At 74.3% G+C, this 12,651-nt stretch carries 9 protein-coding genes; 1 reads left to right on the top strand and 8 read right to left on the bottom strand.

Going from position 1 to position 12,651, the window contains the following annotated elements:
- Nucleotides 1-62: 62 nt before the first annotated feature.
- Nucleotides 63-674: a TetR/AcrR family transcriptional regulator gene (locus tag Sco07f_RS09495; RefSeq protein ID WP_007445113.1), complete on the bottom strand. Its 612-nt coding sequence runs from the start codon at nucleotides 672-674 to the stop codon at nucleotides 63-65.
- Between the two features lie 157 nt (nucleotides 675-831).
- Between Sco07f_RS09495 and Sco07f_RS09490 the strand changes: the two genes are divergently transcribed.
- Nucleotides 832-2,295 (top strand): MFS transporter, encoded by a 1,464-nt coding sequence (locus Sco07f_RS09490; protein ID WP_108987546.1) that lies wholly within the window; start codon nucleotides 832-834, stop codon nucleotides 2,293-2,295.
- A gap of 78 nt (nucleotides 2,296-2,373) precedes the next feature.
- Here Sco07f_RS09490 and Sco07f_RS09485 read toward each other — a convergent pair whose 3' ends face one another.
- From Sco07f_RS09485 to Sco07f_RS09455, 7 genes are all read right to left on the bottom strand, one after another.
- Complete coding sequence (locus tag Sco07f_RS09485) at nucleotides 2,374-3,939, bottom strand: sensor histidine kinase (protein WP_108987545.1); 1,566 nt, start codon at nucleotides 3,937-3,939, stop codon at nucleotides 2,374-2,376.
- Complete coding sequence (locus Sco07f_RS09480) at nucleotides 3,936-4,685, bottom strand: response regulator transcription factor (RefSeq protein ID WP_087789249.1); 750 nt, start codon at nucleotides 4,683-4,685, stop codon at nucleotides 3,936-3,938. The genes Sco07f_RS09485 and Sco07f_RS09480 overlap by 4 nt, the downstream gene beginning before the upstream one ends.
- An 86-nt stretch (nucleotides 4,686-4,771) precedes the next feature.
- The gene (locus tag Sco07f_RS09475; protein ID WP_108987544.1) at nucleotides 4,772-6,283 is read right to left on the bottom strand and encodes a streptophobe family protein; all 1,512 of its coding nucleotides are present in this window, start codon (nucleotides 6,281-6,283) and stop codon (nucleotides 4,772-4,774) included.
- 41 nt (nucleotides 6,284-6,324) lie between these two features.
- Entirely contained in the window at nucleotides 6,325-8,442 is a 2,118-nt protein-coding gene (locus Sco07f_RS09470) for an MMPL family transporter (protein WP_108987543.1), read from the bottom strand.
- 248 nt (nucleotides 8,443-8,690) lie between these two features.
- A complete protein-coding gene (locus Sco07f_RS09465; RefSeq protein WP_108987542.1) occupies nucleotides 8,691-9,824 on the bottom strand; it encodes an FAD-dependent monooxygenase in 1,134 nt (377 codons plus the stop codon).
- A complete protein-coding gene (locus Sco07f_RS09460; protein ID WP_054102267.1) occupies nucleotides 9,821-11,233 on the bottom strand; it encodes an MFS transporter in 1,413 nt (470 codons plus the stop codon). The genes Sco07f_RS09465 and Sco07f_RS09460 overlap by 4 nt, the downstream gene beginning before the upstream one ends.
- Nucleotides 11,234-11,461: 228 nt before the next feature.
- Nucleotides 11,462-12,637, bottom strand: coding sequence for a serine hydrolase domain-containing protein (locus tag Sco07f_RS09455; protein ID WP_108987541.1), 1,176 nt, complete (start codon nucleotides 12,635-12,637; stop codon nucleotides 11,462-11,464).
- Nucleotides 12,638-12,651 lie beyond the last annotated feature (14 nt).

Below are 12,651 nucleotides of genomic sequence, written 5' to 3'. Positions count from 1 at the left end.
CCCGCTCACCTCGTCGGCGACACGGCCGGGCACCTTCAGCGCGGTGCCGGGCCGTCGTCCCGTCAACCCGTCGCCCACACACCCGCGCGCGCGGCGGTGCCCACCGCGCGCGCCGCGCGGTCGGCGTCGGCCTCGGTGAGGGGCCGGCCGGTGTTGAGCAACGCGTAGTAGAGCGGGGCGGAGACGGCCGCCACGACGCCGTGCGGATCGGTGCCGTCGGGGACTTCGCCCCGCGCGACGGCGTCGCGCACGCAGCCGGCCCAGGCGTCGACGCGTACGGCGTAGAAGCGGTGCAGGGCCTCGGCCGCCTGCTCGTTGCAGAGGGAGGCCGCGATCAGCGCCTTGAACAGGCGCCCTTGGCGGGGGTCGTTGAGCGTCTTGACGACCAGGCGCGCGTTCGCCCGGAGATCCTCCTCCAGTGTTCCCGTGTCGGCGCGGGGCAGCGACTGCTCCGCCATGTCCGCGAGCAGGTCGGCGGCGAGACCCCCCGGACTCCCCCATCGGCGGTAGACGGTCGTCTTGCCGACGCCGGCCCGGCGGGCGATCTCGCCCAGGTCGAGCATGTCGAAGCCCTCGGTGGCGAGCGTGTCGCCCGCCGCCTGGAGAACGGCCTCGCGGACACGGGCGGTACGGCCTCCTGGGCGCCGGGTTCCCGGGGCGGCTGAGTCCGGCATGACGACTACCTCTCCTCACTCACGACGCGCGCTTCTCACCAGCGGCAGCAGAGACCCACCTTATCGGAACCACAGTTCCTTTACCGCTTCGATGCGTGCTACGTTCTCCGCCGTAACGGAACCATGGACCCATTAGTGAGCATGGGAAGGGAACGTCATGCCCCCCGCCACCACCGTCGCCACCGATCCCGCCGCCGACCCCGCCGCCGACCGCGAGAGCGAACCGCAGCGGCTCACCGGCCGGTCGAAGCTGGTCCTCGGCGTCCTGCTGGTCGCCCAGTTCATGCTGGCCGTCGACTTCTCGATCCTGAACGTCGCGCTGCCCGCGATCGGCGACGGGCTCGGCTTCTCCCTCGCCGACCTGCAATGGGTCGCCACCTCGTTCGCGCTGTCGGCCGCGGGCTTCACGCTCTTCTTCGGCCGCATCGGCGATCTGATCGGCCGCAAGCGGATCTTCATCGGCAGCCTCGGACTGCTGGGCGTCGCCTCGCTGGCCGGGGGCCTCGCCACCAGCCCCGAGGTACTGCTCGCCGCCCGCGTCGCCCAGGGTCTGGCCACCGCCGCCGCCACCCCGGCGGGCCTTTCCCTGCTGACGACCTCGTTCGCCGAGGGCCCCCTGCGGCAGAAGGCGCTCGGCATCAACGGCGCGCTGATGTCGGCCGGTTTCACCACCGGCGCGATCCTCGGCGGAGTCCTGACCGACCTGCTCTCCTGGCGCTGGGCGTTCTTCGTCAACGTGCCCGTCGCGCTCGCCGTCGTACTCGTCGCCCCGGCCGTCATCAAGGAGTCCCGGCCCGCCGGCCGACCCCGCCTCGACCTGCCGGGCGCCCTCACCGTCACCCTCGGTCTGCTCGGTCTCGTCTACGGCACGACCCAGGCCGGCGAGCACGGCTGGACCCACCCGCACGCGCTGACCGGACTGGCCGCGGGCGTGCTCCTCCTCACCGCGTTCGTCCTGGTCGAGCGGAGGGTGGCCGCGCCGCTGGTACCGCTCGGGACGCTGCGGCGCCCCACCGTGGCCTGGGGCAATCTGTTGGGCCTGCTCGCCTTCGTCACCGAGACCTCGCTGGTCTACCTGCTCACCCTGTACCTCCAGAAGACCCTGGGCTTCTCCCCTCTCGCGGCCGGCGTCACCTTCGGCGTCCTCGGCGCGGGCACCGTCGTCGGGGGTCTGCTCGCCCCCAGGCTGCTCTCCAGGACGTCCACGGTGACCGTCCTGGTCGGCGGCGGCCTCGTCCAGGCGGTCTTCACCGCGGCGCTGCTCCTCCTCGGCACGACGACCGGGGCGTCCCTCGCCCTGCTGCTGCCCGCCACCTTCTTCGGCGGGGTCGGCAACATGCTCGTCATCGTCGGCTTCATGGTCACGGCCACCAGCGGACTGCCGGACGCCGAACAGGGTTTGGCCACCGGCCTGGCGTCGATGTCCCAGCAGGTCGGCATCACCCTGGGGACGCCCGTGATGTCCGCCGTCGTCACCGCCGGATCCGCGGGCGCGGCCACCGCCTCCGCCGTCCACCGGGGCGTCCTCACGGCCGTCGCCGTCAACGCGGGCCTGGTCCTCGTCGGTGTCCTCGTCGCCGCACTGTTCCTGCGGAGCCGCGCCGGCCGCCCGGCCGCGTGACCGCGTACCGCGTACCGCGTGACCGCGTCACCGCCCGCCGCCGCCGTCCCGGACGAGGACGGCGGCGGCGGCGGGCGGTCAGGTGGGCCGGTCGGCGGGTCGGGCCCGCGCCGGGTCGTCGGGCAGGGGCAGCAGGATGCGGAACGTGCAGCCCCGGCCGGGGGCGGTGTCGAGGGTGACGCGGCCGGCGTGCGCGGTCACGAGGGCGTGGGCGATGGAGAGGCCGAGGCCGGAACCGCCGGTGGCGCGGGTGCGGGAGTCGTCGGTGCGGTAGAAGCGGTCGAAGACGTGGGCGCGTTCGCTGTCGGTGAGGCCGGGCCCCTGGTCGGCGACCTCCAGAACGGCGTGCGGCCCCACCGTGCCGACGCCGATGCGCAGGGGCGTGCCGGACGGGGTGTGGGTGACGGCGTTGCCGATGAGGTTGGTGACGACCTGGCGCAGCCGGGCCTCGTCGGCGTGGGCGGGGGCGCTGGCCGGTTTCCCGCCGCCCGGTCCGGTCAGGGTCACCGGGCGCGTGCGGTCCAGGGCGCGTACGTCGCGCAGGGCGTCGGCGGCGAGGGTGCGCAGGTCCATGGGGGCGAGGTCGAGGGCGAGGGCGGGTGCGCGGGCGGTGTCCGGGCCGCTCTGCGCGGCGACGGTGTCCTCGTCGAGGCGGGCGAGGAGGAACATCTCCTCGACGAGCCGGGTGAGGCGTTCGGACTCGGCCGCGATCCGCGTCATCGTCCGGTCGACGTCCTCGCGGGTGGGCGTGGCACCCATGCGGTGCAGGTCGGTGTAGCCCTTGATGCCGACGAGCGGCGTGCGCAGTTCGTGGCTGGCGTCGGCGAAGAAGCGCCGGGTTCTCGCCTCGGCCTCGGTGCGGGCCCGGAAGGCGGTGTCGATCCGGTCGAGCATCTGGTTGATGCAGGTGGTCAGGCGCCCCACCTCGGTGTGCGCGGCGGCGGGTCGCGGGACGCGGTGGGAGTAGTCGCCGGAGGTGATCGCGGTGGCGGTCTCCTCGATCCGGGTGAGCGGACGCAGCCCCGAGCGCACTGCGAACCAGCCGGCGACTCCCAGGACCGCGAGCAGGGCGACGCCCGCGGTCAGGGAGAGGTTCCGGGTCTTGGTGATGGTGCGGTCGACCTCCTCCATGGAGGTGGCCACGACGACGGATCCGCCGCTCTCGGCGAGGTCCGGCGGCACGGCCTTGGCGGGCTGCGCCACGGCGACGACCCGCCAGTCGTGCTCTCCGTCCCGGGCGGACACGGTGAAGGGCCGGCCGCCGTGGCCGAGGACGGCCGCACGGTCGAGCCGGGGCAGGTCGGGCCCGCCGCCCGAGGGCGCGGTACTGGCGTCGAACGTCCGGCGGGCGGCACCGGCTTCGTCCACGTACGTGACGGTGGTGTCGCCGAGCACGCCGACAGCGCGCACGCTCGGCGGGGTGCCGGTGCCGGGCGGCGGGGACAGCCGGGCGGAGATCTCACCGGTGAGTGCGAGCCGGTCGTCGACCCGGTCCTGGAGGTAGCCGTGCAGCGCGGTGGTGACGAGCAGCCCCGTGCCGAGCAGACCGACGGCGACCAGGGCGACGGACAGGCACAGCAGCCGGGTGCGCAGCGACGTCCGGCCCAGCCACGCCGCGGGGGACCACGGGCCGAGCCGCTTCACGGGCGGGGCTCGCGGACGACGTAGCCGACGCCGCGGACGGTGTGGATGAGCCGGGGTCCGTCGGCGTCACCGGGGTCGACCTTGCGGCGCAGATAGCTGATGTAGGTGTCGACGATGCTGGGGTCGCCGCCGAAGTCGTACTCCCAGACGCTGTCCAGGATCTGGCTCTTGGTCATGGTCCGTCCGGCGTTGGCGACCAGGAAGTGCAGCAGGCGGAACTCGGTCGGCGACAGGCGCACGGTCCGGCCCGCCCGGGTGACGTGGTGGCTGTCGGGTTCGAGGTGCAGGTCGCCGACGGTGAGGCGGACCGGTGTCTCGCCGCGGGTGCGTCGCAGCACGGCGTGGATCCGCGCGATCAGCTCCTCCAGGTCGAAGGGTTTGGTGACGTAGTCGTCGCCGCCCAGGCGCAGTCCGTGCAGCCGGTCCCGGCGGTCCTCGCGCGCGGTGACGAACAGGACCGGGACGTCGCCGCCCCGGCCCGGCCGCGGGGAGCGGGGCTGGGCGCGCAGGCGGCGGATCACCTCGAAGCCGTCCATGTCCGGGAGCATGACGTCGAGCAGGACGAGGTCCGGGGTGCGCCGCGCGGCCAGGTCGAGGGCTTCCAGGCCGGTGGCGGCGGCGTCGACGTCGAACCCGGCGTAGCGCAGGGCGGTGCGCAGCAGTTCCCGGACGGTGGGCTCGTCGTCCACGACCAGCAGGTGGTCCGTGCGGCCCGCGGGGCGCGAGGGGGGTGTCGGTGCCGCCATGGTCGTGTTCGCCTTCTCGGGGAGGTCTGCTACGGCTCGGGGAAGGGGAGTCTGCCGGGGAAGCCACCAGGAGAACACACGGCTTCTCAGGAGGCCGAGTCGGACGTGAGGGCGCGGCGCCCGTGCGCGGGCGTGCCGCCGGTCGTCTCCTGCGCCCGTGCGCGACGCCGTGCCCGCCGCCCCTGCAGACGGCTTCCGGCGTAGGCGGCGAGGGCGGCCACGACGAACGCGGTGAGGGCGGACAGCCCGGGGCCGGTGTCGAGGCCCGCGTCCAGGCCGCCCATCTCCCGGCCCATGAGACTGACGCCCATCCGCAGCGAACCGCGCGCGAGGTAAGGGAGCACGAACGTCGCGACGCCGGCCGCGACGCCCATGCGCAGGGCGGTGTCCGCGTGGCGGTCCAGCAGGGAGTCGGCGTCCTGACGCGGGGTGCGGGCCGGGGTCCGGGCGGCGGCGACGTACCCGGCGGCCGTCAGCAGGAGCACCGCGAGCAGCAGTCCCATCGCCCACAGCGGCACGCCCGCGCCCGCCCAGTGGCCGAGATCCACCGACCGGTCCGCGCCCGACGTGCCGTCCTGCTGCCCGGCGCCGAGCATGCCGAGCATCCCGCCGCCCTCGGGCCGGGTCCGTCCCACCCCGGCCTGCCAGGACGTGCCGGTACCGGCGGTGAGCACCGCGGCGATCAGGTTGGGCCCGGCGAGCAGCAGCACCCCCGCGACCTCCGCGCCGCGGCCCCGTCCGGTCAGGGCCGCGGCACCGGCGAGGACGGCGACGGCCAGGGCGGCGCAGCACAGCACGGCCGCGGTCCCGGTCAGGGTGGAAAGGACGGCGTTCCACTTGGTCCGCAGTCCGCTCAGGGCGAGGGGGCGGGGCAGTGCCGTCCGGCGTGCGGCGAGGCAGCCGACCGCGAGGACGGCGGCCACACCGAGAACGCCGGGGAAGGCGGTGCCGACGACGTCGGTCCGGAATCCGACCGAGGACAGCTCGGAGGCGAGACCACCGCCACCGCCACCGCCTCCCCCGAATCCTCCGAACCCGCCGAACCCGCCGAACCCGCCCGACCCGGCGCGCTCGCCCATCCGGTCCTTCAGGCTCTGCGGCAGCCGTGCGGTGCCCGTCGCCAGGACGGCGCACACCGGCAGGGCCGCCGCCGAGGTCACCAGCGCGCCGGCGCACCGCGCCCACAGCATCGCCGGGGCGGGCCGGGCCCGGCGGCGCAGCGGCCGGAAGAACACGAGCGCCAGTACCGCCGCGCCCAGGAAGGACAGGGTCAGGGGTGTCAGCGTCGCCCGGCCCGCCAGCGCGATGCTCAGGCCGCCGTCGCCCCCGCCGAACAGCCCGGCGAGGCCCCCGCCGCCCGCGGAGCCGCCGGGCTCGGCGGCCGACTCCAGGGTGACGCCGCCGCCGACGGCCGTGCTCACCAGCGTCGGCACCAGCCGGGAGACCGGTGCGACGCCGTCGGCACCGAGGAGGGTCAGGGCGGCCCAGGCCGTGGCGGCCATGGTGCCGAGGGCGGCCACGACGGCGAGGGCGCCTTCGAGGACGTGGCGCCAGGCGGGCGGGGAGGGCGGGCGCGGGCAGGGAGTCACTGCGGGCATGAGGAGGCTCCTGTGCACGGGGGGGCGAGAGAAGTGGGATGTCAGTTGACGGGGAGGCGGCCCGCGGCAGCCCCGACGGACTCGCCGTCGCTCGCCGCGTCGTCACCGCCGTGCGCTCCCCGTCCCAGCCGCTCGCCCTCGATGTCGAGGTCGGGCACGAGCCGGTCCACCCGGCGGGGCAGCCACCAGGCGCTCCGGCCCAGGAGGGCGAGGACGGCCGGGACGAGCGTCATCCGGACGACGAACGCGTCGAAGAGGACGGCGGCGGCGAGTCCGAAGCCGATCGTCTTGAGGATCTGCTCCTCGGACCCGAGGAACGCGGCGAACACCGAGACCATGACCACGGCGGCGGCGGTCACCACCCGCGCGCTGTGCTCGAACCCGCTGACCACCGACTCCTTCGGCGACCGCCCGTGGACGTACGCCTCGCGCATCCGGGTCACCAGGAACACCTCATAGTCCATGGCGAGGCCGAAGACGACCCCGACCATGAAGATGGGCATGATCGACACGATCGGCCCCGGTTCCGTGACGCCGAGCACGGACCCCAGCCACCCCCACTGGAAGACCGCGACCACCGCGCCGAGCCCGGCCAGCACCGACAGCAGGAATCCGAGGGCGGCCTTGAGCGGGACGAGCAGGGACCGGAAGACGGCGATGAGCAGCAGGAACGCCAGCCCGACGACCAGCGCCAGATACGGCGGGAGCGCGTCGGACAGCTTCTGCGAGACGTCCGCGTTCATCGCGGTCGTGCCGGTGACGAGCACTCTTGCGTCGCTCGCCCGTTCGAACTCCGGGTCGCGCAGCGCGTGGACGAGGTCGGTGGTCTCGGTGCTGCCGGGCGACGCGGCCGGTACGACGTTCAGTACGGCGGTGTCGCCGGAGGCGCTGAGCCGGGGCGGGCCGACGGCGCTGACGTCGTCGCGGCCGTCGATCCGCCCGGCGACCTCCTCGGCGGCCCGCGCGGCACCGGGGTCGCCGCCGTCGCCGTCGCCGCTGTCGCCGGTGTCGCCGGTGTCGCCGGTGTCGCCGGCCTGGACGACGACGGTGAGGGGGCCGTTGTAGCCCGGCCCGAAACCGTCGGCGATCAGGTCGTAGGCGCGGCGCTGGGTGGTGGAGACGGGCTTGCTGTCGTCGCCGGGCAGTCCCGTCTCCAGGGAAGCGGCGGGCAGCGCGACCACGCCGAGCAGCGCGGGGACGAGGGTGACGGCGATCAGGACGGCGAGGACGACGGTGCCGGCCGCGGCGAGGCCCATCTGCGTCAGCATCGGGATGCCCACCACGGACAGACCGGCCAGCGCGATGACCACGGTGAGCCCGGCGAACACGACCGCCGAACCCGCGGTGCCCACGGCGTGGCCCGCCGCCTGGGTCCCGTCCCGGCCGCGCGCGAGTTCGGCCCGGTAGCGCGAGACGACGAACAGGGCGTAGTCGATGCCCACGGCCAGTCCGATCATCACCGCGAGACTGGTCGTCGTGGCGCCGAGGCCCAACGGTGCGGCCAGCACCTTGATGGCCAGTGCGCCGACGCCGACACCGAGCAGCGCGGTCAGCAGCGGGAGACCGGCCGCGAGCAGCGAGCCGAAGGTGACGACGAGCACCACGGCGGCCACCGCGAGCCCGACCGCCTCCGACGAGTGCCCGCCCGGCATGGCACTGACGGCGTTGCCGCCCGCCTCGACGGACAGTTCGGGCGACGCGGCCCGCTCGACGGTTTCCTGCAACGCGGTGCGGGAGTCCTCCTCCAGTTCGGCGGCGGACACGGCGTAGGAGACCTGGGCGTAGGCGGTGGTGCCGTCCTCGCTCACGGACCGGGTGGCGAAGGGGTCGGTGACCCGTACGACCTGCGGCCCGTCCCCGAGGGCCCGCACCGTGTCCTCGATCGCGCCGCGCGTCGCGGCATCGGTGACCTTGCCGTCCTCGGCGCGGAAGACGACCCGGGCGGCGGCGCCGTCGGCGTTCAGTTCGGGGAAGCTCTGCTCCAGCAGGTCGTAGGCCTGCTGGGCCTCGGTGCCGGGCATGGAGAAGTCGTTCGGCGGTGCGGCGGGAGCGCGCCCGGCCAGCACCGCCGCCCCCACCAGCAGGGCCAGCCACAGCAGCGCGACCAGCCGGCGCCGCCGGAAGGAGAACCGGCCGAGCCGGGAGAGGAGTGTCGCCACGGAAAGGGCTCCAAGTCGGGTCGGGGCTCACAGAACATCCGGGCGTGACGCTGTCAGCCCTCCCTGACCGGATCCGGAGAGATCCTGGGAGCTTTCTGAGAACCCCGAGCGGCCGTCCCGGACCGCTACGCGGAGGAAACGGGCAAAGCCGTCACCGGTGCGGCCGGATTCTCAGAAACCTCGTACTCCGCCCAGACCGTCTCGCCCGGCCCCGTGATCCGCGTGTCGGGCGAGGCGTGGGCGGGGGTTCATCGGCGGCTGAGCGCGCGCAGCCGTTCGTTGCGCCGCTCCAGGGCCTCTTGCGTGGTCGGGAACAGCGTGCCGCCACCCTCGCCGACCCGGTCCTGAGTGCGGGTCACGAGGTCACGCGCCCCGCGCTCGTACGCGGCGAAACCCGCCTCGTGGTCCCCGTCGGCCAGGGCACCGGCCAGGTGGTACGCGCCGACGAGGGCGAGGCTGGTGCCCTGGCCGGTGAGGAACGAGGGTGCGTGCGCGGCGTCGCCCACCAGCGCGACCCGGCCGCTGGACCAGCGGGGCATGCGGATCTGGCTCACCGCGTCGAAGAACAGGTCGTCCGCGTCGTCCAGGGCCGTCAGGATGTCCGGGACCTTCCATCCGGCGTCGGCGAACACCTGGGCGACCAGGTCCCGTTGGGCCTGCGGGTCGCCGAAGGCGTCCTGGGGCGGTTCGGGCCGGGCGAAGTTCAGGAAGGCGTGGACCTCGTCGTCGTCCCCCACGGCGTAGAGCGCGGCGGTCCTGCCCGGGGTGTTCCACATGACCGTCTCGTGGGACAGGCCGAGGGTGTTGGGCATGGTGAACACGGCGAAGCAGTGGCCGAGATACCGGCGGAACCGCTCCTCCGGGCCGAACACCGTCTCCCGGGTGCGCGAGTGCATGCCGTCCGCGCCGAAGGCGAGGTCGAAGGTACGGCTGCCACCGCCGCGGAAGGTGACGTCGACTCCGTGCCCGGACTGGTGGAGGGTGTCGACGGAGTCGTCGAACAGGAACTCCACGTCGTCCCGGACGGCCATGTACAGCGCGTCGGTCAGGTCGCCGCGGCGGATCTCCAGGTCCCGCCCCGTGGTACCGCCGGTGACGGCGTGCGGGTGGAGCGAGGCGACCTCGCCGCCGTCCGCGTCGAGGAAGGTGAGACGGCGCAGGTCGACGTGCGCGTCGCGGAGTTGCGGCAGGATCCCCATCCGCTCCACCACGTCGAGTGCGGCGCCGCGTACGTCGATGGGGTAGCCGCCGCTCCGGATGGTGCGGGCCTTCTCGACCACGGTGACCGCGTATCCGTGGCGGTTGAGCCAGTAGGCCAGGGCGGGCCCGGCGATGGCGGCTCCCGAGACGAGGGCCGTGGGTCGGGGCGTGGTGCGGGTCATGCGGTGACTCCCTTGCGCATGGTGCGGGTGACGAAGAGGGCCAGCGTCGTGACGACGCCGGCGATGACGAAGCCGGTGACGTAGGCCGATTCGGCGGCGACGTCCGAGCCGGAGGGTGTGGCGGCGGTGAGCAGCGCGCCGCCGAGCTGGCCGCCGACGGCGTAGCCGAGGACGCGGCTCACCAGGATCAGGCTGGTGGCGATGCCGGTGTCGTCGCGGTCGACGGCGGTGGCGGTGCTGGTCATCATCGCCGTGACGCACAGCCCGTTGGCCAGCGCGATCAGCGCCTTGCCGACGACGAGGTGCCAGACCTCGGTGTGCACGGCCGCCAGGACGACCAGGGAGACCGCCATCGTGACGACGCCGGTGGTGACGACGGCCCGGGAGCCGAAACGCCGGTCCCCCATGCCGCCGAGGGGTCCGGCCAGCGTCGCGGCGACGGCGCCGGGCAGCAGGAAGAGGCCGATCTCGGTGGCGCTCGCCCCGAAGCCGTAGCCGTCGCCGCGCTCGTCGAGGAGCTGGGGGACGAGGTACACGGCCATCGCGGTGCCCAGGCAGATCACGAAGGTCAGCACGCAGGCCTTCCAGATCGCGGGCCGTGCCAGCATGCGCAGGTCGATCATGGGCGAGGCGGCGCGCCGTTCCACCCGTACCCAGCCGGTGACAAACGCGGCCAGCACGAGCACGAGGGCGGCGAGCACGAGCGGCTGCGAGGCCGCCTCGGGTGCCAGCGCGAGGACGAGCATGAGCGTGACCAGCATCCCGCTCAGGAGCAGCAGGCCGGGCCAGTCGATCCCGGCGCCGCCGGTCCGGCCCGGCGGATCGGCCGGCATCAGCCGGTGCACGAGCAGCGTGGTCGCGACGACCGCCATCGTGGGCAGGGCGAACATCCAGTGCCGGGAGAGCTGTTCGGCCACCGGCCCGGCCGACAGCATGCCGACCATGCCGCCACCGACGAAGAGGCCGCTGACCACGCCGATGGCCACCTTGGACTCGCCCGCGGGGAGGTGTTTGCGGACCACGATGAACGACAGGGGCAGCGCCCCGACCATCGCGCCCTGGAGTACCTGGCCGAGCAGCAGGACGGGCAGGTTCGGGGCGAGGGCGGACACCGTGCCGCCGGCCGAGACCACCGCCATCAGCAGGATCAGGACCCGCTTCCCGCCGTAGCGGTCCCCGAACTTGCCCGCCAGCGGGGTGACGAGCGCGCCGGTGATGAGGAGGACGATGCTGAGCAGCGCCCCCTCGGACTGGCTCATGTCCAGTTCGCGTTCCAGGAGCGGGATGGTGGGCGACACCACCGACTCCAGGGCGCCGGTGGACAGCGCCAGCAGGCCGAGCGCCCCTACCGCGGCCTTCCCGATGCGGGCCGGTGGCGCGAGGGTGGGCGTGGTCGCGTTCGTGGTCATGGGCGCCCGGCCGCGGTCGCGCCGGCCGGCGCACCGGTGTCGAGCTCTTCCTGTCGGGTCGTCATCTCTGCCTCCTTGTCCGTGCGGGCGCCGTCCGCGGGCGGTACGGCGGTCCCTGGGCGACGGGAGGCAGAGTGCGGTGACGCCCGTGCGCCGGGCGTCATACCGGGGAGCCAAGGTGGGGGTGCTACCGGGGTAGGGGGTGGGGGCGGTGACCGGGCCGATCGGTCAGAGCCGGGTGCCGATCCGCAGGAGGGCCTGGAGCAGCGGGACGGCGGGGACCGCCGGGGAGACCACCTGGGAGCCGAAGTGGACGGCGACCATGTCGAGTCCGGGCGAGACGAGCAGCCGCTGGCCGTGGATGCCGCTGGCCAGGTAGGAGCCGTGGGGGTCGTTGGGGATCCACCACAGGTCGTGGTAGGAGAGCGTGGCCGGGGAGTCGCGCGGCGCGGCGGGGAACCGCACCCGGCGGGGGTAGCCGTCGGGGACACCGGCGGCGATCCTCGTCGCCACCTCCTCGGGCACCACCTGCCGGTCGCCCACCGCCCCGCCGCGGCGCAGCATCTCGCCGAGGCGGGCGACGTCGCGTGCCGTGGCGCTGAAGCCGCCGCAGGCCGCCTCGACGCCCTCGCCGTCGAGGATGTAGTAGGCGTCCTCCTCGGCGCCGATCTTCGACCAGATCAGCTCGCTGAGCAGGGCGGAGGTGGTGAGTCCGGTGACCCGGCGCAGAACCTCGGCGAGCGCCTCGACGTTGCCGTTCTCGTAGCGGAACCCGGTGCCCGGCCGGCCGGTGGCGCGGGCGGTCAGCAGGTGTTCGCGGATGGTGGTGGGCCCGGTGTAGCCGAACGGCCGCAGCTGCGGGGCGATGACGGCGTGGTACCGCTGGGCCTCCATCGCCTTGTCGAAGGGCCGGCCCGCGTAGGCGACCTCGGTGCCCATGTGCAGCAGGTCCTGGACGGTGGCGTCGCCGAAGGCGGTCCCCGCGAGGTCGGGGACGTAGCCGTGGACGGGGGCCGACCGGTCCAGGAGACCCTGGTGGGCCAGGATCGCCGCCATCAGTCCGACGTACGACTTGGCCGCCGAGGCGTTGAAGTGCGGGGTGTGCGCCCGGGTGCCGTGCCGGTACGTCTCGTGGACGACCGCGCCCCGGTGCAGCACCAGGAACGCGTCCGTCTCGGCCGCGGTGAACAGGTCCTCCAGCGTGGTGGTGCCGCCGCCCGGCCCGATGTCGGGCGTGTGCAGGTCGACGGGGCGCTCGGGCAGCGCACGGGCGGGCTCCGGGCCGCGCCACACGCGGCGGCTGGGGGCCAGTTCACGGCCGGCGGACGTGAAGCGGCGGATCCAGGCGGGGTCCGTGTAGCCGCGGGTCCATCGGAGATCACCCAGCCGCGTCGTGCCGTTCATGGACAACTCCCCCA

It is taken from the genome of Streptomyces coelicoflavus (assembly GCF_003112555.1).
GTDB lineage: Bacteria > Actinomycetota > Actinomycetes > Streptomycetales > Streptomycetaceae > Streptomyces > Streptomyces coelicoflavus.
Note: the sequence above shows the minus strand (reverse complement) of the source record. Positions and strands in the feature narration are given on the sequence as shown.